Source organism: Escherichia sp. MOD1-EC6300 (assembly GCF_002965045.1).
GTDB classification, from domain to species: Bacteria; Pseudomonadota; Gammaproteobacteria; order Enterobacterales; family Enterobacteriaceae; genus Escherichia; species Escherichia coli_F.
Genome location: NZ_PTRH01000019.1, coordinates 34,756 through 59,309, shown reverse-complemented (window position 1 = coordinate 59,309; position 24,554 = coordinate 34,756). Strand labels below are relative to the sequence as shown.

Here is a 24,554-nt window from a genome sequence, read left to right as displayed (position 1 = left end):
ATCTAGTGTTCCTTAGCGACAGACTGCTGTTTGCTGACTCAGTAAGTTCCCAGGAGAGACTTCAGGAAGCTTGTAATTAACAATACATTTAGCGTTTGCATTGTTGCCCCATGAAACCTGTAATTTTCCTGATTGTGGAAGTCCTGTCAGATAGACCTGACCATTTTCAGCAACAATGCTGCCATTGTTATTGTCACCGTGAGTCACAATTGCACCGAATGGAACGGGTTTATTGCCGTATTTCAGAGTCATTAATACTTTACCGCCGATTTGTGCATTAAATGTTGCTCTGGCAATAGCACCATGAGTAGGGATGACCGTGACCACGGTTTCATCCAGTTCAACATTATCGGCAAGGGAATTAGCGTTAAGAGCGACACGATTTTCTCTATATTCTGTCGCAAATGGTAATATTGCATAGCCACGCCAGTCTGTATGTATTCCTGTCTGGTTCTCTATTTTAACATTCTCCGCGCCAGGAGCCTTAACCAGAACCATAGTGTCACCCATCGGCTGTCCAAAGGTGACACCATCAGCATGAGCAATAATTCCACCACTCATTCCGTAGTAAAACTGGTTGCTGTCACCACTCCGACTGTAACCGACATTAGTATTACCGTAAGCCCCTCGATAATTAAGAGAACTGTAACCACTGGTGCCAGATGATGCATTACCTCCGCGGGTATTACCGACCTGAACACTATAATTCAGGTTATTATCCGGCAGCAGTGTGCCATAAACCCCAGATAGATTGGTCATACCGCCTTTCAAATCGTTTGACATGCTATAACTAGCGTTTGAATTACGAAATGCCGACTGACTGTCTGTACGCATCCAATGACTGAAGGGAACATTAAGTGTAAAAGCGAGTAAATGATCCCGATCGTTTTGCCATATATTACTGGAATAGCTGTAATTCAGCGAAGTCGTAATATCGCCAAACGGTACATTTAACCCGAATGATATTTGCTGATCGCTGCGTGACGTGTTCCAGTAACTTTGGCGACTGGCACTGAAAAAGGTCGTACCGTAATTTCCAAGCTGCTGGGAAATACTTATTTGTTCCTGACCACGCTTACTATAGTACAGATTAAAATAATCAATAAATTGTATCTGTTCATTGGTGTCTACGGTCGGAGGCTTGACGGTGTAACCACTCATTCGACTGTATGCACTGTCAGATAAGTTATAAAATCCTTGCGTAGAATATCGATATCCTGCGACCTGGATATTCGTTCCCGTCTGATAGAAAGATTTACTGTAAACAGATTTTACCGATTGTCCGCTGTGACGAGTATCATCCGCAAGTGTCGTATTGGCTTGCGTGATATCGACAGAAAAGGCACCTAAAAGGCCAAGATCTTTACCAATACCCACGTTGAAAGCTTGATAATCTTCTGCAATTTGCATCCCGCCATAAGGTGTCCAGTTTCCCTCCAGACCATGCATTACGTTGCCCTGAATGAATTTTGGGGAGCTTTGCAGGTTATTTCCACTACGATATTCTCCCAAGGCAAGTGCATAACGCGTATAACCAACACGTTGGAGAACCGGGACAGATGAATAAGGGACATATAAAGTCTGAATACTGCCGTCTGCCTCTTTTATCGTAACTTGCAGATCACCGCCATTAGCCGCAGAGTTAATATCATCAATAGTAAAAGGGCCGGGAGGGACCGTAGTCTGATAAACATCGTATCCGTTCTGTTTAACACTGACTTGGGCTGTGCCACGGGCTATACCATGAATCACCGGAGCAAAACCATGTTGGCTATCGGGCAACATCGCTTCCGTTGAGTTTATTTTAAGGCCACGAAAGTTCACACTTTCAAAAATATCGCCATCGGTATAACTATCACCCACCGTTAACCGTGAGCGTAAGGGAATAATGTCACGTTCAGCAGACGTATTGATATGTTGCCATTTATTTCTGTCAGATGGGTTGTTACTCCCACTGTTATAACTCCACGTTGAGTTATCACGTAGTCGCCAGCTGCCAATGTTGATGCCACTCTGCAAATTCAGATATGCATAGTTGGTTTTGCTGGCGTTATGGTTACTACGATTGTTGATAGAATTACCATTAAAACTATAGTTCAGTAGGCCTGCGTTTATTCCTTCTTCCCACAGGTCAGGAGAGACATAACCACGGGCCATTCTGCCGACATAAATCTGCGGAACGGAAAGCGACAGATGTTGCTGACCAACATCAAACTCAGTAGATGCATCAGCCAAACGATCCTGAAGTGGTGTACATGCGTTGTTATCCGGCACATTTTTTCCTGCCAAATGGTCCTTATTGGCTAATAACGCTGATTTTTTTATGCCAAGACTGACAAGAAGGTCTGTACTCAGACATGGGGTGAGATCTGAGTTATTCTCATCTGCAACAAAAGTAACATCCCGAGTGGTCATAAATTCGTCGTTCAAATAAATATCGACCCGATATGTACCAGGTGGTGCCTCGCGTCCCTTAGCAAAGGCAGATAAATCAACAGACTCAGCAAGATCATTGCTTAAAAACCGTGGATTAAAATAATACTCTGCTTCTACGGGAAAAACCGCTGTAGCTAAGCCAAGGGCAAAGGTAAGCCGTGCAAAGCGAGGCAATAGTAACACATGATGCATACGATATGCCTTAAATGCGGCACGAAAGGCTGTCATTATTAGTTCCGATTGAGTTTATGCTTATTAATTAGGTCAGTTCTTAATGCATGGTTGCCTTAATACGCGGTGTTAATGCACCGTAATCATTGATCGTCTGAAAGCTGATATCCCCGGATGTACCATGAGGAAAATCCACCGAAATTTCACCTTTTGGAGGCACCATGGTGTTTGGGAGATCGCTATTTCCTGCTTTCATATTCGTTACGGTAATGAAGTAGGGGGTCGGATTAATAAGTGTCAGTTTGCTACCACTGCGGCGGAAACGAAGCATTTCCGGAGCTTGGTCAGGTGCTATTGCCAAATTCATTGGGCGATAGAACATTTTTATGCGGCTAATAATTGCGAGCTGTAATGTATTTGCATTTTTCTGATCTTTTTCCATAGCAGGAATAGCTTTGACATTTACCCAAAACAGGCTTTCCCGGTCGCCCGGTAACTGATGATTAGTGGCGTTGATAATCCGCAGCGTATTCTCTTTTTTGCCTTGCATAGAAAAAAGCGGTGGGGTAATGACAAACTGGGTATCTTTTTGGTCACCCGCATTTTCTATCCATGACTGAATAAGATAGACACTGGCAGGATCATTATTCGTGACAGGCAATAAAACCTGTTTCTGATTTGCTGGAAATATTACACGAGTTGCACCTAGAGCTACCGCTGCATTGGCAATGGTACTATGGCAAAGAAAGATCAATGAAAGTAATACTGTCGCCATAAAAGAAACAGAGTAGGGCGTACGAGTCGTCTGCATCTGATGTGTTCTCCATGTGTTGATAGGCTAAGCGGGGGAAACCGTCACATCAGAAAATGGTAAATATTGCTAATGCTATGGCGGATGGCCGGGTTTCCAGACTTAATGCGCTGGTAATAAAACTTGGTTCTCTATTGAAATAAAAAATTGTCTTCAGAGTGATTTTTAAAATCACAGTAATTTTAACTGCCTTGTTTATTAATCGTTTAGATACTCTATGATTTTTTCATATCGTTCCAAAATATAAGTCATTCCTTAGTAATAATGAGATAAACATTGATGAATTTTTTCGGGTGTGAGTAGCCATGCCACACACACCCTGTTTTAATTTCAGATGACGTATAGCCACCTGAATACTGAATTATAGGTATTGGACTTTGAAGGTCGCATCTGCATTTGCAGTACCGGCCACTGACTGCCCGAGGGCAATATAACGAGCCTGGAATGGCAGTATATTCGTGCCATCAATCAAGTCAGTTTTAGCGCTAAAAGTTGCCCCATCCAGTATTAATACCTCCCCCGTACGGTCCAAAATTTGGATACCGACATTCTGGGCAGAGCCTGCCGCTGAACTCTGAAGCGCCAACGTATCGTCATTACTGGTGACAGTAGTCCCAAGGAATGCAACAGCCGCATTACTGGAAACATTGGTATCACAATCATTCAGCTTGATATTGAAGCCTACAGCGCTACTGAGGTCACCCGCTTTAGCCAGGCGAGAAGAACGGACCTGACCCAGCTCAACCGTTTGGTTCATTGATTCTGAGTCAATCGCACAAGCGGCATTTACCACTTCACCTTTAAAATGAATAACACCGCCATTTACGGTGGTCGCAACTGACTCATCACCTTCGGCTGCGTTAACCGCAGCCGAAGACATCGCCAACACAGATACGACAATCATTCCGACATGTTTGAGTTTCATAATTCTCCAAAGTTTATATTTAAGCAGCTGAATAAAGAAATATAACAATTCAGTCATTCGGTTATTGCTTATAAAAAAGAATCATTCTTGATTAGCCTGTCACCCTGAAAATATAATTTCCTGAGTTATTACATCTGATGAAGAACGATAATATCTTTAAATCACAAGGACGCTCAGTCACAACAAGCTTATAACTGCACTTGTTGTAGAGAGTATTTTCAAAGACTTTTTTATATCGCCAAATAACATGACGATTTCATTATGCATGATGTTTATAAACAACGTCTAAACAGAATATGATTGCGAATATGGAAAATGTCAGGAAAGGTCAAGAGTTATTAATGTTTTATATGGCCAAATAACATTAGGAATGCTTGATGTTTTTTGTTGTCATTATTTCTTGATGGATTATTATTTGGCAATCTATCATCCACGCACCAATCTTATTGTTGAAGTATCATGTTATCCGGTATTTGCGGCTGGGGAGGTATGGTTTTGAACGACGCCGCAATGGATACCCGCGTGAAAGCGATGGCTACTAACGTGATGTAAGACATGAGCCGGGCGCTGGGCCATGGCGTAGGTGAGGGCAAAGACCGTTATTTCACCGCCGACCGTCGTTCTGTTTACAGTCAGCAGGAAAGTCGTTGCCGCAGGCGACTGTGTGAATCGTCAGTTCGTGGCAGAACATCCTGACCAGCTGTGGGTGGCTGATAACTCCGATGGCGGGCTACTTTGAACTTGCTAAGAAAACGCCATACTCTGATGCCGTTCACGCAAACTATCAGCCCAATGAGGAGCATATACAGGAACAGAATAACCAGCTTGAACTTGAGCTGAGAAAATTGAAACGATGTCTATGAATCACACAATTTATTATCGAATACGGTGACCGCCTGAGCGGCCACCTTTAATCGTGGGCAGTTACACAGAATTATTTACAGGGTCCGTCACTACGGCATTTCTCCTGCCACGAGCTACAAGTGGCTTAAACGTTGGACCGATGAAGGTTTATCCGGTCTTCAGGACCAGATACGTACTCTTCAGCCTTCCCCGAACCGTTCGTCCTACGACCTCATTGCGCTTTTTCTTCCGCTTTCCATGCTATAGCCATGCAGGGGGCCACGGGATGTGCAGGACCTTACTCCACAACAGTGAGCCCCGGCACTTTTACATTATCCCGCATCTCTACGCCGAGGGGAGTAAGCCCGTCTGGGGTCAGGTAGGGTTTGACAGTGTCCACATTAATGTTTAGGTTCCGACAGTAATCCTCTAAACTCCTGGCCGCCCGCCGTACACACGGTTCACTCCATTGCCGGAGTTGTCCGTAGGTGAGTCTGGTTTCAGACTGCCTTGCTATTTCGTCTGTTTTTGGTTTTCCAGTTTCTGTCAATACAATATGGCTGACAATATTTAATTCCCTCAGCAAATCAACAGGAATATCTGACTTATTATCCATCAGTATGTTATCGAACAGCATTTTGTACATGCTTATCAGTTTGTCCTTATTCCCTCTGTCCATACCTTTGGTCCAACCCGAGATGTCTTCGTCGATTTTTGCAAACAGAAACTTTTGTATATCCGCGCCGGTAATGTCAAAATTATCATTCAGCATGGGGAGCGCGTCCAGTATGGTCTTCAGTATTTCCACATGTCCGTGCGCTATGGCTAAAGATATCCCTGTCCAGCCGTTGCCGTTTTTTGAAGCCAGTATATTATTGAGGACATAGTCTTTGGTAATATTAAACTCCCCCTTCATCGAGCAGAGACGGTCCAGCATGGCCTTCACTATTTCCACATGACCATAAGACATAGCATGCGCCATCCCCGTCATGCCATTCGCATTTCTTACAGCCAGGAAACCCAGAATATCCTCTTTGGTAAATACCTCCTCCGGTAGCGCGCAGAGATTATCCAGCATGAACTTCAGCATATTTACCTTCCCATGTGACATGACCTTAAATAAACCCGAGGGGTTTTGGGAAGTTTTATCGTTGAATGAAGACAGTATATTAAAGACATCCTCTTTGCTGAGTTGTAATTTCTCGGCATGGTCGGGGAGTAACCGTTGCATAGCGGTCACTATGTTTTCTTTCCCATTAAGCATGGCTTTGCTCAAAGCACGATCATCACCCCTACGTGGATTGATTAAATCCCGCATCTCATCATTGGTAATTCCAAACCTCTTGACCACGTCGGGAAGCATTTCCAACATCGTTATCAGTATTTTATCATGTCCTTCCGTCATAGCAATTTCCAACCCTTCAATCGAATTAGATCTCGGATCAGAGTTTTTTGCTTTCAGTAACCTCAGTACATCATTTTTGTTAATGTTATAATTATCGGGCAGTTTGGCGAGCAAGCCCAGTATTGTATCCAGCATGTCATAGCGTCCGTTCTTCATGGCCATATACAAACCCGGGGTACCCCCTTCGCTTGACGCCTCCAGTAATTTTAGCATCTTACTGGAGGTGAGTCCGCCTTTACCGGTAAGTTCGGACAGGTGAAGGCTTTCAATCAAATCTGTATCCCCGTCCCGCATAGCCCTGAACAAAATGCTCTCACCCCTGTTGTCGCAAGCCATCAGCTCTTCTAAAATGTCATACCTGTAAAGCTTGTTCGCAACCAGATCATAGGACGTTTGGTAATTTCTCGGACAATATTTTTCTATGAGGTTTTGTTTAACGTTTGTAAACTCTTTTTCTGTACAACATATTGATTCTTTCCCCCCGGCACAACTGATGAACAACTGTTTCGCTTCCGGGTCAAAGTTTATTTCTACATAAACCTCGCCACTCTCATCCCGGATGACATATCTGTACTTCTCTTCCTGAATGGCGCTTTTAAAAATCAACTTAAGATATTCCATGCCTTCCCGCATATTCTCATTGTTCGGAATTTTTTCGCTTCCTAACAAATGAGCAATAGCATATAATAACTTTTTGACCCAACTGGAAAATCCTCCGGTACTTGTATCAAGTATGGCTTTGACACCCGCCAGTGGCATCATGTTTCCATCATAGTACAGGTCTTTTGTAGTATTTGTAGTAGAAGATCTGAGTATTATAGTGTGGACATCACCATTAACGGACATCATAATAATCACCTTTTAATTTATCGAACCCATTACTGACATTAACAGAAATCTGAATATTATCCCGGATAATGTCGGGATAAAGATTCACCTGATACTATTGATACTATTTTAAAACCGGAGAAAAACTATCAAATATCGCTCATTTTAAATGATTTCTTTTATGCCTTTGTCATTCAGAAGTTACCCCACCTGGGGCACCTGCCTCACGATATTCGAATTCGAGTTTCTCCACAGGGATACCAGACAGGTCGGTTTTGTCGAAACAGTCACTGGCTGGTATATTCAGCTTAAGGCAGGCGCTGATACTCAATCTCTGTAAATTTTTTATTACTTTTTTCCAATCCGTACCAGGTGCCATACAATGAGGTTCGCCAAATAATTCCCCGTCGCTATTGTCGCAGTTTGTATTATTCACATCAAAATCATCCCGGGAAATTCTATCCACCAGGGAAACCCAGTCTTCTTTTAGCGAAATAATATCATTGTAAATTTTATCCTTCACAGTCGGCGGTGTAGAAATACCGCGATACTGGTCATTTACACTATGAACAGGTTGCATGGTTGTAGCTCCGTTAAACGTCTGACTAAAAGTAAACTATTATCCACAGATGCAGGTAAAACATTCTCAGGTGTTCATCTGAATTCAAAAGAAAAAAGCAACTGACTTGAACGAGAAATTTACGGGGTCACATGATGATACGATTCATTCCATTCTTCGTTCTAAGCATTCGAGGCAAATGAAGATGAATCAGTGTCTGAAAAAAATCCGATACCAGAGCGACTTAAGGAAGCGAGATGCAGGGCGGGATTATCACAGCGCTCTCTGGGTCTCCTTGTTGGCTTTGACCCTGCATCGGCTAGCAGTCGTATGAATCATTATGAGACAGGACGCCATTTTAAGCCGCCATTGACGATGCATCTTGGTTCATGAAGTAAGTTAACAGTCAATATGATTTAACTTATGTTGAGTATAAATGTGCCGTTGCTAGCGATTGTAGCTGGTGAACTGCAAAACCACCGGAAACGCACCAGATAAATTTTAACCACATGAATACCTGGCAAAATGCGCGAATTTTGATAGCCGGTTCACGGGAATATGGACAGAATCCGGCTTTTCATCAACACATTTTTGTGAGGTATCATGCTCCAGCCTACTTCTTTATCCGGTGCATCCGGTGTATATGTTAAACCCAATGAAAATGAATATTGGGCACCCGATGAATCCAGCCAGACAGCAAACCGTCTTCATATCGGCTATGTATTAACCGATTTATTAAACAATTCATTAAACGATATCGCAGCCAGCAAGACCAGCAAGACCAGCAAGACCAGCAAGACCAGCAAGACCAGCAAGACCAGCAAGATAGAAAACTGGGATGATTTATCCTCATCAGATTATACAACCATATTACACAACGCATCCGAAGAAACTTTCATCCACATGGTTTGTCGTTCCCTCCTTCACGATCAATGTTTGACCAAAAGTGATCAGCTGACAAATATGTTCCTGAGCTTCGAGTCCACAGACAATCCCAATATTTACACCATCCCGGCCAAAAAGGAAGACCCGCCGATAGGGCTCTTACTGAACCTGTCCGTCGTCGATGAGCCCATCATGACAATGTACATACCAGGTATGCCAAAAGTAGCGTTGTCTGTAACTCTGACTGGCGATAAACCACACTGTAAACTGCTCCGGAAGTATATCGATAAAGTCCCGGACTGGGTGGCCCAGATAACGGCATGGCGTGCCTGGGCCAAGGTGAATGCTCCCGGGGAATACAGGGCAGAAGCTCTTAGTAGGGTGAAGGCATATATATACAATAGAGCATGCAATAGAGCTTCAGCACTGGAACTAGAACTGGCAAATCTGATGCTGACCAGCCTGCCGGAGCTGCCCGCCGGGCTGGAGAAGCTTGATGTGAGTGGAAACCAGCTGTGCAGCCTGCCGGTCCTGCCCACCGGGCTGGAGGAGCTTTATGTGAGAAGAAACTTGCTGGACAGCCTGCCGGTCCTGCCCGCCGGGCTGAAGAAGCTTGATGTGAGTAGAAACCGGCTGTGCAGCCTGCCTGTCCTGCCCGCCGGGCTGAAGCACCTTAATGTGGGTGGAAACAATCTCTTCAGGTCCACCGGGCTGGAGCTGCCCACCGGGCTGGAGGAGCTTGATGTGAGAAGAAACTGGCTGGACAGCCTGCCGGTCCTGCCCGCAGGGCTGAAGCATCTTTATGTGTGTAAAAACCAGCTGTGCAGCCTGCCGGTGCTGCCCGCCAGTCTGGAGAAGCTTGATGTGAGTAGAAACCGGCTGTGCAGCCTGCCGGTCCTGCCCGCCGGGTTGGTGATGCTTGATGTGAGTAATAATCAGCTGTCCGGCCTGCCGGCGCTGCCCGCCGGGCTGGTGACGCTTGATGTGCGTTTTAACCTCATGAGCAGCCTGCCGGAGCTGCCCGGCTATATGAGGACGCTTAATGTGAGTAATAACCAGCTGATCCATCTGCCGGTGCTGCCCGTCAGGCTGAAGGTGCTTGATGTGAGTAATAACCAGCTGACCAGCCTGCCGGACCGCCTGCCCAGCGGACTGGAGATGCTTAATGTGTGTTGGAACAAACTGACCAGCAAGCCCAGCCGGCCGCCCAGCCGGCCGAACGCTTGGTACTTTGGCTGTACGATTAATTATGAACCCCAGAGGCCTCGCTCCGGGGAAAACCCGTCTGCTGAGGTATCGGACTATACGCCCTGAAGCAGTACAGAGAACAACCAGAACCGTTTGATTTTCCGGGGGGCACCGACTACATCGGCGAATTGCGCAATGATAAAGCGGCAGTCATGAGGAAAACCATGCGAAGTCGACGCATTGCGCAACTGAAGGCTATAAAACAGGCGCACCGTAAAAACAGTTTGACCAGTACACCCGGATTAACCGGTGCGCAACAATTTCACCTCATATTCTGGTGGAGACAGATGTAGTGCGTATGGTGTTATATCAATAATTGAAGGAAATCCACCCGCTGTCAGATATGTCAGTAAAACAGGGTATATATCATTGATTGAGCAATTCAGGAGCGTTACTTTTATCCGTATCAGTGCACTGTCTACACGTTTGTGGCTATTCGTTGTTTAATTTGTTGCGTTGAAGTGTTAAAGGTTGCATCTGGGACTGGCTGAGATTATATTTTTCAGGTCTAGCATACAGTGGTACGCGCTGCTAACACTCCTATTAGTGAGGCTTATCAGTGCATGAAGGGAGAGGGCGGGGTCGGCTTTGCCCTCTCTTTTTCATGACTGTATTAAACTTCAAATCCTTTTTAAAATTCATTGCCTTATTGTAATATTTTTATTACCAATCCTAATCAGTGTTTTTATTTTTTCATTTATCTTAATATGTGTTTTATCTTGCTCAAGAGAAAGTTTCCGGAATTCATTTTCTCTGCTCGGCACGGCAATTATCAATTCTTCATGTTGGCTTTGATCCCGCATCGGCTAGCAGTCGTATGAATCATTATGAGAAAGGGCGCCATGTCCCCGATATTGATACGATTCGACGGATGGCGGCAGAGTTAAACGTGCCTTTTTGTGATGATCAGACAACAGCAGAACTTGCATTGCTCATATCCCGGATGACAGAGGAAGAGCGAAGTAGTCTTATCGAAGCACTCAAAACGTCTTCAGGTGTAAAACATGCTGACAAAAAATGATGTTCTTCAAAAGGCTATTGATCTTTTTGAAGGTAACGAAAGTGCAGCATTAAACTGGTGCAATGAACCAAACAGAGCATTACAGTGGAAAACGCCCTCTGAGATAATGGACTCAGAAGAGGGGGTGTTGAAAGTTGCCATGCTCATTTTTCGAATAGAGCAAGGGGTTTATTCATGATTTACGACTCATCTAATTTCTCCAACTAACGGTTGGAGAAATTTGGGAAGGTAAGCAATATACAGAATGACGGAAATAAATCGTCCATGCCCTTTGCCGAAAATTATAACCAGCATTATGACGACTTGTGTAACTCCCGAATTACATGTTTGGCAACAGACTTTCCACCGGAATAACCGTATTGATTTTTACCGCTTTGACAATTTCTATCAACGATAGGGTATTCTGCGCCAGTTGGTCTTGCAGTTCACTGACTTCCGCCTGCAACTGCTGGTTTCTGGCCAGCAAGGCCTGACGGGTTTTGCGGTTGACGTATTGCTGTTTTTCTTTTGGGCGTAGATTCAACGGGCCAAGTTGCTGATCAACATAGGCAGCAATTAGGCGTTTTCGCTCAAGGCTGCTCAGCGTACTTAAACCACCGTTAACGATACCTTTTGCCTTGAGCCGAATATGCAGGGCCTTGGCGGAAATAGGGGACTTGTCAAAGCCTTCAGCCAGCATCAGTTGTAATTCGTGCTTGATCAGTGTGTCCAGTTCCTTTCGTGAGAGGCAATGGAGAGATATGAAGTTGTTTACCATCGTAGGCTATTTAACATAATATACATTATGCGCACCAACATTGTAGAGGCTCAATGCTAATGTCTATTTGTGGCTCATTGGAATGTCCAGGCTATAGTTCTCAGACCTGTATGTCTAGACAACGACTCACTTTTCCTGATGAGGAGTTTTCTATGGCTATACATGACGCCGGGATGTTCAACGTGAAAGAAATCAACCGCCTCAAAATCCTTCAGGATGTCATCGATCGCAATCTGCGTCCTGGCCAAGCTGCGGAGATGCTCGGCATTACACCACGTCATTGCAGCCGACTGCTGAAACGCTATCGTCAACTCGGACCGCTTGGCATGAACAACCAGAGTCGTGGCCGCACTGGTAACCGTCTGTTGCCAGCGTCACTGACAGATCAGGCTCTCAGTATAATCAGGGAGCAATACCGTGATTTTGGCCCCACGCTGGCGCGGGAAAAACTGGAGGAAGTTCACGGTCTGGTCCTTGGCAAAGAAACCATCCGACGTCTCATGATAAAAGCCGGACTCTGGATCCCACGCAGACAGCGCGCACCTAAAATTCATCAGCCTCGTTACCGGCGGCCTTGTACTGGCGAGCTGATACAAATTGATGGCTGTGACCACCACTGGTTTGAAAACCGGGGTCGACCCTGTACAGCTCTTGTCTATGTTGACGATGCCACCAGTCGCCTGATGCACTTGCTGTTTGTGAAATCTGAATCCACATTTACCTATTTTGAAGCAACTCTTGGCTATATCGAAAAACATGGTAAGCCCATGATCCTCTACAGCGACAAAGCCAATGTCTTCCGGGTAAACAATAAGCATGCTACCCTCGGTCCCGGTGAAACTCAGTTTGCCAGGGCCATGCGCTCCCTCAATATCACACCGCTGTGCGCAGAAACCAGTCAGGCAAAAGGCCGTGTGGAACGTGCTCATCTAACCCTTCAGGACCGGCTGGTTAAGGAACTCAGGCTTAGGGGAATCTGTACTATAGAAGCGGCCAATGGATTTGCAGAAGAATACATTGCGGATTACAACCGACGCTTTGCCAAAGCGCCCTTGCATGATTTTAACGCGCACCGGCCACTGGCACTAGACGATGACCTTGATGCGGAATTTACCTGGCGAGAGCCCCGGCGTGTATCAAAAAGTCTGACTGTACAATACGATAAAATCCTCTATCTGATTGAGGACAGCGAATACAGTCGAAGAGCCATCGGCAAGTACATTGATGTCTGGCATTATCCTGACGGACATAAGGAGCTGCGACTAAATGGCATGCTGCTGCCCTACTCCACCTATGACCGGCTTTCTGAGGTTGAGAGCGTCGCCATTGTAGATAACAAGAGACTTGGCCATGTGTTGGATGTTGCCCGTCAGATCCAGACAAAACGGGACAATAATCGCTCACAATCGTTACCTTGTTCTGGTGATGAGCCTTCCCGCAGACGGCACGCCCCTAGCATCAACAAATCTCAGCGCTCACTGAACGAAGATGACCTACTTGAAGCCATGATAAAGCTTCAGGGAAGCTCTGAAGCCATCTTTGGTAAAAGGTGAACTTGGCGGAAACCTCGTACTAACTGACCAACGGCGATGTGTGCGCTATCTTTCGGCTATAGCAATTAAAGCCAGAGAAGATTTCTGAGAAATGCAAATAACTTCAATGATATTATATAACCGAGGTAAAATTCGAGTGTCACAGAACCCCGAACCGCTCCGCGGCGATTTACTACTCCAGCATCTCACATCCTAAAGGCTAAAGTATGGACTTCTCTGAATATCAGACAGAAATAATTGAAGATATCAAATCATGTCTTGAAGGTTTACAGGTACAGCCAATTCTCTTTATGGGTGCAGGGGTATCTCAACGCTACTTGAAAGCTCCTGATTGGGAAAACCTGTTAAAGTATCTCGCTGAAACTTGCCCATTAATCACTCGCCCGTATGGTTACTACAGTCAAACAAGAAATGACAATAAACCATTGATAGCAAGTGATTTTTCTGAGTCATACGCTGAGTGGGCTTGGGATGTGGGGACATCTCGTTATCCTGAACAGTATTTCAATGGAAAAAGCTCTAAAGATATTTATATCAAGCATGAGATTGCAACATTGTTGAATAACCTTTCAGACTCGGTTGATTTTTCAGCAATGGAGTACACTGAAGAAATTGAAAAGTTAAAAAAAGTAAGGCCCCATGCCATTATTACAACAAACTATGACGATCTGCTTGAAAAGATATTTGATAACTACCAACCGATAGTTGGCCATAATGTTGTGACTGTTAACTATACTACATACGGTGAAATCATGAAGATTCACGGCAGTAGTAAAGAACCAGAAAGCATCATTATAACAAATGAAGATTATGTTGAGTTTTATAAGCGTAAAAAGTATATCAGTGCAAAACTTTTAACATATTTCGTCGAGCATCCGTTGTTCTTCATTGGCTATAGTATTAATGATGAGAATATTAAAGCCATCCTGTCTGATATTGATGAGATAATTGCGCCGAATAACGCTTTGATTCCGAATATTTATTTGGTTTCCTTTAGTCCAGAATGTGAAGGTACAGGTTCACACCAGAAAGAGATTTTGATTGGTGTTGGTGAAAATAAAAGCATCCGAATCAAAGTGATCTATGCCAATGATTTCGGTTGGATTTATGATGCCCTATCGTCAAATACGCCAGAAATCAGTGTTAACCCAAAATTAGTCAGGGCGCTATTAGCCAGAACCTATACATTTGCCTCTCAATCTCTTGTAAAACAAGAGCTTCCATATGATTTTGAAATGCTTAAGAACATTGCTGAGCAAGATAACGTGTTAGCGAAACTTTATGGAATTGCAGAGTTAAATAATGGTCAAGCACTTAACGCAAGCTATCCCTACACCATATCTGAACTTGCAAAATTACTTGATATGGGATCTTGGCATTACGTCCATAAAGTATTAGAAAGAATACACAAGGAAACTGGTTTTAATATTAAATCCTCAGATAATAACTATCATGTGCTAGTGAAAACGGGGAAGGAAGGTGTTCATAAATATTCCCCCGCTGCATTAGAGTTAATCAAAAAAATCATTAATGGTCAGAAGTATAAACTCAAACCATAATTGGTTCGCATAATGACGTTATGCTAAAGAGGCCGCTGCGGGAGGGTTTTTCGCAGCGGCCTTTTCAACATATGGACATTTCTAATGAGCCAGTGATTAGACATTTTCACTGAGCTTTGACAAACATAAACCAAGGCAGAATCCAGTCGTTGGCGGTCATGATTGTCCTGCTCATTAACAACGTCCAAACCCCATATCTTACTTAATACCGTATTCTCGGCTTAACCGACGGTGCAACCTCAACACATTGGTTTCAACTGCCGTCACCACGTTCTCCGGAAAATCTGTCGGTAATGAAGTCTTCACGTTATCCAGTGCTGCCGGAATCATTCTGGCAAAGTCACTCAGGATTTCATGCATCTGCACTTCCGGAAATTTCAGCACCTTTGCTGTCGCCAGAAAATGTCGCGGATAAATTTTATCGATTGCCGTTTTTTTGCCTTTGGATGCGTTAAGCCCCATTGCCAGTTTGAGATCGCTGATGTGTATTCCTGCGCCACCCAATACCGGAAATGCTGAAATGATGTCGTAAAATGGCGTGAGTCGATAACTGCCGCCAGCCTGAATAAATACGGAGAAGTTTTTTGCATGGCCATCCGTTGCGCCAATCAACCACTGGAACACCTGAAACTTCATAAAATCATAGCGATCTTTCAGCGCCTCGCTGGACCCCATCAAAAAAGCCATGATCCGCGCGATGCCTGGGCCTCCATCTGATTCATATTTCACCGATGAAGGTAAACCGAATGTCTGACACATATCCTCCTGTGGCAAGCGAAGTAAAACCGTTCGCTCAGCATTCCAACGCCTGTCAAAACGTTCGACCGCTAACGCGCGCACATTTCCCGCTTTAATGATTTCTGCGTCCGGCACATTCAACCCAAGTTCTTTCGCCAGCAGCAGACAGTAATACTCATTATCAACGCTTTGGCTGAGATCGAGCGTCGCATTGGGCTGCCTGATTTCGCCAATCGGTAATTTAATGATGTGCGTCGTCGGCGTTATTCCTTTCGGAATGCACCAGTCATTGCCTATTCTGAGCAGCGCTGTCTTCTCCTGCGCGCCAGCAACCGAGATGCGAAAGTCATTTTCTTCTCTAATCATGCCTAGAGGGATATCTGCTTTATAAGCCGTTAATACTTCTTCAAGCCTGGCTTCAGTGAGCTGTTCCCATGCCATTATCGGGCGCGTTATGGTTTCATTTTCGGGTAATAACGTTACGGCACCAACGCTATCTCGCCCTATTTCTGACAATAAATCAAACGGTTGCTTGGATTTAGCATGATAACGTTTAACGATCCGGTCACGTACAATCGGGCTATCGGGTAACAGGTTATCGAAGAAGTTAAATACGGCATCAGAGGTGATATTCCCCCTCTGCAATGGCAGCGAAAGTGATAACGGTCTGGCATAACGGTTGGCTAACCACTCCGGTGCATACTTAAAGGTGTGCGCGCCATTGGCTAACTTCGTTAACTCGCCTACCCGCTGGTTGTTCATCCAAGTGACAAGTTTAGGCATTACCACTCCAGATCTTGCTGTTCTGTTGATTCTGGCGAGGCATTTTTCGTGTCGCATAGCGTCATTGAGAGTTCAAGCGACTGTAAAATCTTAAAAAATGTCGTGAGCGTGGTATTGTCAGGATTGTTTTCGAAATTGGAAATTGTCGCCTGCTTAATACCGATTTTTTTCGCCAGCTCGCTCTGCGTCCAGCCATTTTGCTGACGAACCAGTTTCATTGCATTCGCTAATTGCGTTGGGCTATAGATCTTCTGAAAGCTCATCATGTCATACGTCCACAGCATATTTATCCGTTCAAGGGGATATTATCAGTTTTATCCTTTAGTGGGGATAAAGTCAATCAGGAAACACATCTTATCCGCTCTACGGGATAAACACTGTGATATCCGCGATCGCGGATAAAAAGGAGGATTTAAAAGTCGTTTGAAGTCGGCAATATTAAGCAGCCGCATGCCATCTTCGACATGCGGCTTATACGGTTTACCAGCTATATTTCACACCCAGCATGCCCTGAGTATCGCTATAGCCTTTATCACCTAGTTGCACACCGACATTCCCCCACAGGCTAAGGTTGTTATTTACTTTCGCCTCAACCCCGGTACGTACTTCACCGAGATTACGCGCACCATCACGGCTTACGGTTTGACCATTCATCTTCACGGCGTAGACTTTGCTGTTGTTGATCCAGTTCGCTTCAATGTAAGGCTGGAACTCACGCTGTTTACCATTGTCACGCTGGTGATGACTGTTCAAGTAGGTTTTCACCCCAAGTCGCGTTTGCACGTTTCCGTCACCTTCCGTTTCAATGCGTGTTCCGTCTTTCCGGGTATGGTCAGAATCTTTCACACCCATCCAGGTGATTTGCACCTGTGGCTGGACGTACCAGGTATTCAGCGTCCCTTCGCTGCCGCTAAATGTTCCCGCTTCAAAGGTATATCCACCCTCAACAGAGGCCGTCACACCGCGAGAATCATAGTCGTCAGCAGAACGGTTATCGGAACTGACGCTGTTATCAAACCAGTTATACAGCGCCCAGCTGTCAACATAAGCGCCGGTCTTATTCGCATCGTTCTGATACCAGGTCGCGTACATCCCAGCGCTGTAACCGCTGATGCGCCCATCCGATTTATAACCCACACGATTACTCTGAGTATTACTGTGCTGATTGGCATAGCCTGCCATGACGCCGAGATGCCAGCGATCCTGCGCGTTGCTACTCCACTGCGCCAAATCGCCGCCTAGCTGCAATACATAGCGGTTAGCCTGAGTATTTAGCTGACCGTCACCGGCCCTTGAACGTTCGTGCCCTCCGACATGACGCATCCACATACTGCTTGCCGAATCCTGAGAATGCAGTGAATCTGTATACTGCGGCTCACCCAGACGGTCGTGTAAACGATGGCTAAACAGCGAGTTGGCTGCGGCAATGTTGCTGATATAGCTTCCGGCCTCCGGGCGATAAACTGATGGGCCTTCCGGATCCACAGCAGGAGGATTATTGATGGGATCGGGTGTATCCGGTGGCGTTACGCCTTCCTATTTACTGGTTAGATACCAGTTTTTCTCGTCATTCCCCTTCCCTTTAGCCAGTGTGTAGACGTAAGCCCCAGCTTCGACAGTTCCGGTGGTCAGCGCGAAGTTACCTGCAGAATTACCGCCAACCTCAATGAGTTCAATACCGTTGACCGTTTGTGCACCGACGCCGCCAATGTTATCAACCCGAACGCGAGTGTTCCCTTGGGTATCGCCTTTCACGTTCATTTTATCCGTGGGTGAATTATCGCCGCCCAGCGTCGCGTTGAACGTCATCAGGCCATTGTTTCCGGTATAGTTGCCGTTAACGGTCAGTACATTCCCCGGTTTCCCCCCTTCGCTATTCATTTGAACCGTGCCACCATTCTCCAGATTGCCGCCGATAGTGGTTTTGGCGACACGCAGTGTCCCCCCAGGCATAATGTTCACATCACCTGCAGTGGTGACATTTCCCGACATCACACCGCTGTTATGGATATTAATGTGCTGACTTGCCATATTAATGGCAGAGTCGGAACCGAAAGCAATTTCACCACCCACGATATCCGTCGTACCCTGATACGCCGCGGAATCGTTGTTAAGAGTCAGGATCCCGGTCCCCAGTTTTGTCACATCGCCGCTACCGGTGATACTGTGCGTCATCGCCCAGCTACGCTCAGTGGCGATGGTGAGCAGGCCATTATTGATAACGGAAGCATCACCCAGGTTTTTCTGCTCGTTGACGCTGAGCGCGCTGCCTGCATCGATGTTGAATTGCCCCACAAAGCGGCTATTATCGCCATCCAGCTCTATGTCTGTGCTGGCGGTTGCGCTCACGATACCTTTACCGCTTATGCTATTGCGCAGTTCGCCGGTCACGTTTTTTAGCGTTAACAGACCGTCATTGGCAATATTCCCTCTGCCTAACCCCTGCGTATTGTCGAGGCTGACTTCCGCATTTGGGCTAATGCTGGTTAACGCATTGTAGCGTGCATTAAGCCCCTCGATAGCCAGTGTTCCCCCTGTAACATTCAGGTTTCCGCCACCTGTCAGTTCGCCCTGACTGATCCCACCTTTATTCACCGTCAGCGAACCTTCTTTGAACAAAATAGTCGAACCCATCAGCCCGGTGAATGTCTCTACCGTCTGCTCCGATCCATTAAGATCGACGATGGCCGCGTTGCTGATGTTCAGTTCCCGAGTATTGCCCAGCGCGCCATCCGCATCGGTACGTAATGTCCCCATCTGAACATAGGTTGCCCCCTGATAGTCGTTCTGACCGTTGGAAAGCGAAACCTGTCGCACCGTATTGATTGCCAGATCCCCTTCACCACCGATTTTTGCCGACATATCGGCCGTTGCGCCATAGGCTCCGCCATGTTCGGCTAACGTCAGCGTCTGCCCACCATGGATGTTCAGCGCTTTCAGCCCATAGTTAACATACAAACCATCACCAGGTGCGGTCGTGAGTCGGAATCCATAATCACCCTCGGCGACCACTGTTCCGTTTTGTGCAATGTGTAACGTTTTGTCCGCTTCCACCTCGTCACCCTGTAAATCACGTAACGTTAATGAGCCACCCGACCCAATAACCGTTTGCGCCTTCACCAGTTGAACGCCGACATGGCTATCATCGTGTTCCAGCAAATTGAGCGTAGTCAGAGGGTTATTCGCCATGGGATCATTCCACGGTTTAGGCACGTCGATAAGCACGTCGCCCGTCCCGTTTACCTGATAGTTACGGCCTTTCCAGGTGTAGTCACCCGCGCCGACAACCAGTGTATCGACGCTGATATATCCCTCCGCAAGCGTCGCAGCAGGTATATCCGTATCGAAAGTGAGCGTACCGCCATTCATGGCTAGTCCACCAATGGATTGCTCTCCCACTTTTACCGATGTGGTATTTTCACTGTCAGACTGAAGCATCGCGTGAGTAAGCACAGCGGTGTTGTCGCGTTCCAGTGTGAAGGTACTGTCTTTCAGTTGGGCAACACCGGCGAATTCAGTTCCTGTTGCATGGGTAAAGCCAAACATTTTGTCGGAGGATGACAGCTGCACTCGCATCAAGCCATCGCCTTTGAGCGCATTGGTCAGCGTGTAATCTCCTGCGCTGTTCGTTGATGCGAGAATGTCGAGCGTACCGGGGCTTGCAATGGTTACTTCACTCGAACCCATGCCTGTTACCCCATCTGCCGTATGTGACGCAATAGTCAGGAGGCCGTCATTGACCAGCGTTTTGCCGCTATAAGTATTCCCTGCAGTGAACACCGTATGGCCTGCATCATGCATCACTTTTCCGTCTTTATCGTCACCCGTAATCAGCATATCGACCTGGTAGCCGGCATCACTGTTATTGGTATGATTAAAGACAAAAACGCCTTCGCCAAGACCGAACTCCACCTTCGTCGCATTGGTGATAAACCCGGCATCTGCCGCAGCCTCACCGTGGGCAGCACCAATGTTTAGCGTTCCTACAGCAGGCTCAAAAACACCTAAGTAAACTTCTCCACCTTCGACATTCAGCGTGCCGTTATTCGTCAGGGTTAACGTACCTGTGCCAGTCGTCCCTACGTTCATATTGAATGTTTCAAGAAGAGAGTTCTGCCCATCCACCCGCACGTCGCCCTTACTTTTGTCATTGAGAGCTATCTGTGTATCACGCGCTTTAACTATACCTCCGGTGGTAATATTCAGTTCACCCGTGCCTAATACACCGACCTGTAGCAATTGGGCGTTAGTAGATGACGTTTTTAAATTCCAGAGACTATCCGTTGAAATATTAACTATCCCCTTACCGGAGGCATTTCCTCCGATAAATCCATAGCCCGTTGAATTAAGGGTGGCACCATTACTGACATTTACGATGCCGCTACCAAAATTACCGATATTGATACCTACAGTATCGAACGATGATGTCGCATCCATCAGGTTCAGTGTGCCGATACCGCTTGCTTTATCGCCCAAAAAAGTAATATTTTGCGATACGAACTTACCGCCATCGCTGATATTGAGGTTTCCGACGCCCGCAACACCAATAGTGGTATAGACATTCTTATTGACCTCCCACATCCCCCCCGTGGTGATGTTAACCTTCCCGACGCCGGTTTCTCCATAACCGAGTGAGCTTCCTCCGTTGCTGACAACAAGCCCCTCATTACTGATATTCATTTCGCCGTGGCCGTCATAACCAAGATTAGTTCCGAGATTAGTGATAACGGAGTTCTTATCCTTAACAGTAATGTTGCCTGTGCCTGTTTCTTTCATCCCCGCAGTGATAATTCCCGAATCTACTTTGCCTTCACTCGAGACATTAAGTTCACCGTCGCCAGCATCACCGATATAGATATAGCGGAAAGCTTCGCCCGTTCCGAGGAAATTCCAATGCCCTTTATCGGTCACGTTGACGACACCGTGGGACCCGTCCTGAACGCCCACCAATGAATATTCTTTATTATTAATCAGTCCATTATTGGAAATGTTGACTGTGCCATTACCGAAATATCCATTATAGAGTCTGCGTACCGTGATGACAGAGTCTTGATCCTGCACATTCAGGGTTCCGATACCGGTGAGGTTGCCACCGATAATCGTATTTTCAGCCGTAATCAGCCCCCCATCGCGAATAGTTGCTTCGCCCGTCCCTTGATTACCAATTTGAAATTCAATTGAGGAATCATTATTTTTTATTAGCCACTCGCCACCCTTTTCAACGACAACCTTACCATTACTGTTCGCCTGATATCCTACAATGGCGACTATTGAACTCGTGACGTAACCCTTATCCGTAATATTTAATGAGCCTGTACCGTAACTCCCTATTTCGAATAATTCGGTCGTCAGAACCGAGTCCTCTCCTTCAACATTGACCGTCCCGACGCCTCCTGTCGAAGAACCTATCCTTAAATATCCTCCGTCAACGTGACCCTTCTGTTTAATATTCAGCGTCCCCGTTCCGGATTGCCCCACATTTAAAGGCCTTGCATTATTTCCGCTATCATACAATCGCCAGGTGCCACCCAAAACGTTAACGGTGCCCTCTGAGTCCTCATTACCACCAATGACGCTGGTAGTAATAGTGGTTAAGGAGGCATTACCGCCAGCCAAAATATTAAGCACTCCAGTGCCATACCACCCAACCAGGTAGGCATCGTAAGCAACATCAGTATTAATATTGGTAATCTGACCATTATCAACTTCCAGACTCGCACCAGACGCTGAACCGCTTAGTGCCAGCAAAACACCCAGCGTCAATCTACTGAATTTCGTTGTCAATCCAGAGGATTTACGCAAATTAACCGTTGATGTTTTACCTACCCTGCGAGTTAATTCCGAGCAGGCCTGAAATACCTGTAGGGTGCAATTCCATATCACGCGAAAGATTCTATTCATATAAACGCTCCATATACAAACAATACAGCCACGAAAGAGATGAGTCATCAGACGTTAAAAATGAAACTTATTAAGTTGTCAGAGGTCTGTATTGAGTGTTGGTTGGAGGTGGGAAGGTGTCAATTTGGCTAATTTGCTAATACTTTCTAATCGATAGATTAAAAATTGCATAGTTCTTATTTTATTTAAAAATGAACCATGAGTTATTGTTGCTTAATAAGAAAACTGTTTCTTTCAATAAGAAGATTATCATCATCATATTTAACAAAGAATAGCACTAATTGCTAAAAACAGAAGTTTATTAAAACCCTTTTTAATCCATTAATGCCTTTAGGAATATTCGCTATAAAATAAGGGTTATGCTTAATGCTTTAAGAAAAATAGCGATTTTCCCTTGAATATAGTACTGGTGATGGAACGATGAATCTGCAAGCTGGCATTTAACAAGCCAGCTCTAAAGAAGGGAAATAAGAATACCAATACTCAAAAACTAACAGCCACAGTCATCATGATGTGGCTGTCAATGAAACTATAACCCAGGCGCTTTCCATAACGACGTCGTCAGTCCATGATCAACCAGCCCCAGCTGATCCTGATAAACTGCCTGCCACTTATCGCGTGAATCCTGATAAAGTTCATGCTTTTCCGGGTCTGGTGTGTGCGTCCGTTCCCAGCGAACCAGGCGTTCTCCGGTTTCTGCCATTGATGAAAAAATTCCGGCACCGACGCCAGCTGCAATGGCACATCCTAATGCGGTGGCTTCTTTGACCACCGGAATATTGACGGGTAATCCCGAGACATCAGCGAGAATTTGACTCCATAATTTCCCTTTTGAACCTCCGCCTGCAAAGACTAACGATGAAGGATGAATATTCGAGAAATCAGCGATTTGCTGCAAGTTACACGCTGATACAATCGCCGCATTTTCTTCCAGCGCACGGAACAATGTCGCTTTGTTACATTTATCCGGGTCAATAGACAAATTAATAAAGGAAGGCGCAGCGTGATACCAGGTTTTAAAGCGCATTCTGTCGGAGAATATCGGCATTACGCCCCACGACCCAGGCGGCACACGACTTGCCATCTCTTCAAGCAACGTATAGGTGTCGATGCCTAAACGTTCGGCAATCAGTTTTTCTTCGGCACAGAAAGCATCGCGGAACCAGCGCATGGTGAGTCCGGTAAAAAAGCTAATAGATTCAGCTTGTACCATGCCAGGAATAACATGAGGATTAACGCGCACGTTCATTTCTGGGTCTGTCACCGGCGCGGCTAAATTTACAACTTGCTGCCAGAATGTACCGCCAAGAACAGCGGTTTGTGCCGGACGGACAACGCCTAACCCCAGGCAACCAAGTTGCACGTCGCCTCCTCCAACGACCACCGGAGTGCCCGCCTTCAGACCGCAGAGTTCCGCCGCTTGTGAACTTACCACGCCCAGCAATGTGCCGGTTTCTTTGACAGGAGAAAGAATATCGGCCCGCAGTCCGGCCATATCCAGCAATGCAGGTTTCCAGTCACGGGTGGTTAGATCAAGAAGTCCCGTGGTGCCAGCGTTAGAGGGATCCACCGCCAGTTCACCGCTGAGCATATAGGCCAGCCAGTCGCTGATCATGGTGATGGTCGACGCCTGTCGGTAGATATCAGAACGATGGTGCGCCAGCCAAAGTAATCTGGGAATAGCGCTTAAAGCCAGCGTTTGTCCGGTGGCGCGATAAACTTCGTTTTCAAAGGTATTGTTGTGCAGTTCTTTAAGTTCGCTAACTTCGCGCGCCGCTCTGGCATCCACATTGGCGCAGGCCCAGATCGGTGTTCCTTCATTGTTATATAAAACAATGCCTTCGCGCATCGAACATGCCGAAACGGCAGCGATATACTCCGGGGCTATGCCGGCGTTGTGCAGCGCCTGGCGCATACACTCACACGCCAGTTGCCAGTTTTTGTTGAGATCAAATTCCATAGAACCAGGAACGTCCGGTACTGCCAGATGCCGCCACTCCGCCTGTCCCACTGCTATTTGATTGCCTTCCAGGTCGAATATCACAGCCCGAATACTTCCGGTGCCTGCATCCAGCGCCATCAGGTAGTACTTTGATTCTGAAGGGGTAAAGAGTCGAGCCATTAGATTATC

The 24,554-nt window shown here is 46.0% G+C and carries 13 protein-coding genes and 6 pseudogenes; 9 read left to right on the top strand and 10 right to left on the bottom strand.

From position 1 onward, the window contains the following. Positions 1 to 12: 12 nt before the first annotated feature. From BGE37_RS21500 to fimA, 3 genes are all read right to left on the bottom strand, one after another. Positions 13 to 2,664 carry a fimbria/pilus outer membrane usher protein gene (locus BGE37_RS21500; protein ID WP_105288425.1) on the bottom strand — a complete coding sequence of 884 codons (2,652 nt, stop codon included), beginning with the start codon at positions 2,662 to 2,664 and terminating at the stop codon, positions 13 to 15. A gap of 43 nt (positions 2,665 to 2,707) precedes the next feature. Then, on the bottom strand, positions 2,708 to 3,418 hold the full coding sequence (locus BGE37_RS21495) for a fimbria/pilus periplasmic chaperone (RefSeq protein ID WP_105277016.1): 711 nt from the start codon (positions 3,416 to 3,418) through the stop codon (positions 2,708 to 2,710). Positions 3,419 to 3,779: 361 nt separating this feature from the next. Then, positions 3,780 to 4,343, bottom strand: coding sequence for a type 1 fimbrial major subunit FimA (fimA, locus tag BGE37_RS21490; protein ID WP_024218640.1), 564 nt, complete (start codon positions 4,341 to 4,343; stop codon positions 3,780 to 3,782). A 456-nt stretch (positions 4,344 to 4,799) separates the two neighbouring features. Between fimA and BGE37_RS25240 the strand changes: the two are divergent. The 4 genes and pseudogenes from BGE37_RS25240 to BGE37_RS21480 form a co-directional block, all read left to right on the top strand. Then, positions 4,800 to 4,970: pseudogene (locus BGE37_RS25240) on the top strand (alpha/beta hydrolase); the annotation flags it as partial. Continuing rightward, the gene (locus tag BGE37_RS25350; protein ID WP_157944755.1) at positions 4,927 to 5,082 is read left to right on the top strand and encodes a hypothetical protein; all 156 of its coding nucleotides are present in this window, start codon (positions 4,927 to 4,929) and stop codon (positions 5,080 to 5,082) included. The pseudogene BGE37_RS25240 and the gene BGE37_RS25350, both read left to right, overlap by 44 nt. Next, positions 5,060 to 5,206 (top strand): annotated as a pseudogene (locus tag BGE37_RS21485) (IS481 family transposase); the annotation flags it as partial. The gene BGE37_RS25350 and the pseudogene BGE37_RS21485, both read left to right, overlap by 23 nt. An 85-nt stretch (positions 5,207 to 5,291) precedes the next feature. Continuing rightward, positions 5,292 to 5,429 (top strand): annotated as a pseudogene (locus BGE37_RS21480) (helix-turn-helix domain-containing protein); the annotation flags it as partial. Between the two features lie 55 nt (positions 5,430 to 5,484). On the opposite strand, the gene BGE37_RS21475 reads toward BGE37_RS21480, so the two are convergent. Then, entirely contained in the window at positions 5,485 to 7,440 is a 1,956-nt protein-coding gene (locus tag BGE37_RS21475; RefSeq protein ID WP_105288424.1) for an ankyrin repeat domain-containing protein, read from the bottom strand. Positions 7,441 to 7,609: 169 nt separating this feature from the next. Further along, positions 7,610 to 7,999: a hypothetical protein gene (locus tag BGE37_RS21470; protein ID WP_105277015.1), complete on the bottom strand. Its 390-nt coding sequence runs from the start codon at positions 7,997 to 7,999 to the stop codon at positions 7,610 to 7,612. 192 nt (positions 8,000 to 8,191) lie between these two features. Here BGE37_RS21470 and BGE37_RS25705 point away from each other — a divergent pair. The 3 genes and pseudogenes from BGE37_RS25705 to BGE37_RS21445 all read left to right on the top strand — a co-directional run. Beyond that, positions 8,192 to 8,335 (top strand): annotated as a pseudogene (locus BGE37_RS25705) (helix-turn-helix domain-containing protein); the annotation flags it as partial. A 246-nt stretch (positions 8,336 to 8,581) separates the two neighbouring features. Then, complete coding sequence (locus BGE37_RS21460) at positions 8,582 to 10,177, top strand: hypothetical protein (protein WP_105288423.1); 1,596 nt, start codon at positions 8,582 to 8,584, stop codon at positions 10,175 to 10,177. A 938-nt stretch (positions 10,178 to 11,115) separates the two neighbouring features. Further along, entirely contained in the window at positions 11,116 to 11,310 is a 195-nt protein-coding gene (locus BGE37_RS21445; RefSeq protein ID WP_000956368.1) for an MbcA/ParS/Xre antitoxin family protein, read from the top strand. A gap of 115 nt (positions 11,311 to 11,425) precedes the next feature. Here the strand turns inward: BGE37_RS21445 and BGE37_RS21440 are convergent. Continuing rightward, a pseudogene (locus BGE37_RS21440) lies at positions 11,426 to 11,811 on the bottom strand (hypothetical protein). Positions 11,812 to 12,041: 230 nt separating this feature from the next. Here BGE37_RS21440 and BGE37_RS21435 point away from each other — a divergent pair. Both BGE37_RS21435 and BGE37_RS21430 read left to right on the top strand, forming a co-directional pair. Beyond that, positions 12,042 to 13,442, top strand: coding sequence for an ISNCY family transposase (locus BGE37_RS21435; protein ID WP_105277013.1), 1,401 nt, complete (start codon positions 12,042 to 12,044; stop codon positions 13,440 to 13,442). A 206-nt stretch (positions 13,443 to 13,648) separates the two neighbouring features. Then, the gene (locus BGE37_RS21430) at positions 13,649 to 15,001 is read left to right on the top strand and encodes an SIR2 family NAD-dependent protein deacylase (RefSeq protein WP_001544475.1); all 1,353 of its coding nucleotides are present in this window, start codon (positions 13,649 to 13,651) and stop codon (positions 14,999 to 15,001) included. A gap of 198 nt (positions 15,002 to 15,199) precedes the next feature. On the opposite strand, the gene hipA is transcribed toward BGE37_RS21430, so the two are convergent. From hipA to lsrK, 4 genes and pseudogenes are all read right to left on the bottom strand, one after another. Beyond that, a complete protein-coding gene (gene hipA, locus BGE37_RS21425) occupies positions 15,200 to 16,522 on the bottom strand; it encodes a type II toxin-antitoxin system serine/threonine protein kinase toxin HipA (protein ID WP_001125414.1) in 1,323 nt (440 codons plus the stop codon). Further along, the gene (gene hipB / locus BGE37_RS21420; protein WP_001296726.1) at positions 16,522 to 16,788 is read right to left on the bottom strand and encodes a type II toxin-antitoxin system antitoxin HipB; all 267 of its coding nucleotides are present in this window, start codon (positions 16,786 to 16,788) and stop codon (positions 16,522 to 16,524) included. The genes hipA and hipB overlap by 1 nt, the downstream gene beginning before the upstream one ends. 214 nt (positions 16,789 to 17,002) lie before the next feature. Next, a pseudogene (locus BGE37_RS21415) lies at positions 17,003 to 22,423 on the bottom strand (ECSE_1600 family autotransporter). Positions 22,424 to 22,952: 529 nt separating this feature from the next. Beyond that, positions 22,953 to 24,545: an autoinducer-2 kinase gene (gene lsrK / locus BGE37_RS21410; protein WP_000113145.1), complete on the bottom strand. Its 1,593-nt coding sequence runs from the start codon at positions 24,543 to 24,545 to the stop codon at positions 22,953 to 22,955. Positions 24,546 to 24,554 lie beyond the last annotated feature (9 nt).

Bases quoted from the DNA above. Each gene is read 5' to 3' on its own strand.
- BGE37_RS21500 (WP_105288425.1), bottom strand. From the start codon at position 2,664: ATGACAGCCTTTCGTGCCGCATTTAAGGCATATCGTATGCATCATGTG.
- BGE37_RS21495 (WP_105277016.1), bottom strand. From the start codon at position 3,418: ATGCAGACGACTCGTACGCCCTACTCTGTTTCTTTTATGGCGACAGTA.
- fimA (WP_024218640.1), bottom strand. From the start codon at position 4,343: ATGAAACTCAAACATGTCGGAATGATTGTCGTATCTGTGTTGGCGATG.
- BGE37_RS21475 (WP_105288424.1), bottom strand. From the start codon at position 7,440: ATGATGTCCGTTAATGGTGATGTCCACACTATAATACTCAGATCTTCT.
- BGE37_RS21470 (WP_105277015.1), bottom strand. From the start codon at position 7,999: ATGCAACCTGTTCATAGTGTAAATGACCAGTATCGCGGTATTTCTACA.
- BGE37_RS21460 (WP_105288423.1), top strand. From the start codon at position 8,582: ATGCTCCAGCCTACTTCTTTATCCGGTGCATCCGGTGTATATGTTAAA.
- BGE37_RS21445 (WP_000956368.1), top strand. From the start codon at position 11,116: ATGCTGACAAAAAATGATGTTCTTCAAAAGGCTATTGATCTTTTTGAA.
- BGE37_RS21435 (WP_105277013.1), top strand. From the start codon at position 12,042: ATGGCTATACATGACGCCGGGATGTTCAACGTGAAAGAAATCAACCGC.
- BGE37_RS21430 (WP_001544475.1), top strand. From the start codon at position 13,649: ATGGACTTCTCTGAATATCAGACAGAAATAATTGAAGATATCAAATCA.
- hipA (WP_001125414.1), bottom strand. From the start codon at position 16,522: ATGCCTAAACTTGTCACTTGGATGAACAACCAGCGGGTAGGCGAGTTA.
- hipB (WP_001296726.1), bottom strand. From the start codon at position 16,788: ATGATGAGCTTTCAGAAGATCTATAGCCCAACGCAATTAGCGAATGCA.
- lsrK (WP_000113145.1), bottom strand. From the start codon at position 24,545: ATGGCTCGACTCTTTACCCCTTCAGAATCAAAGTACTACCTGATGGCG.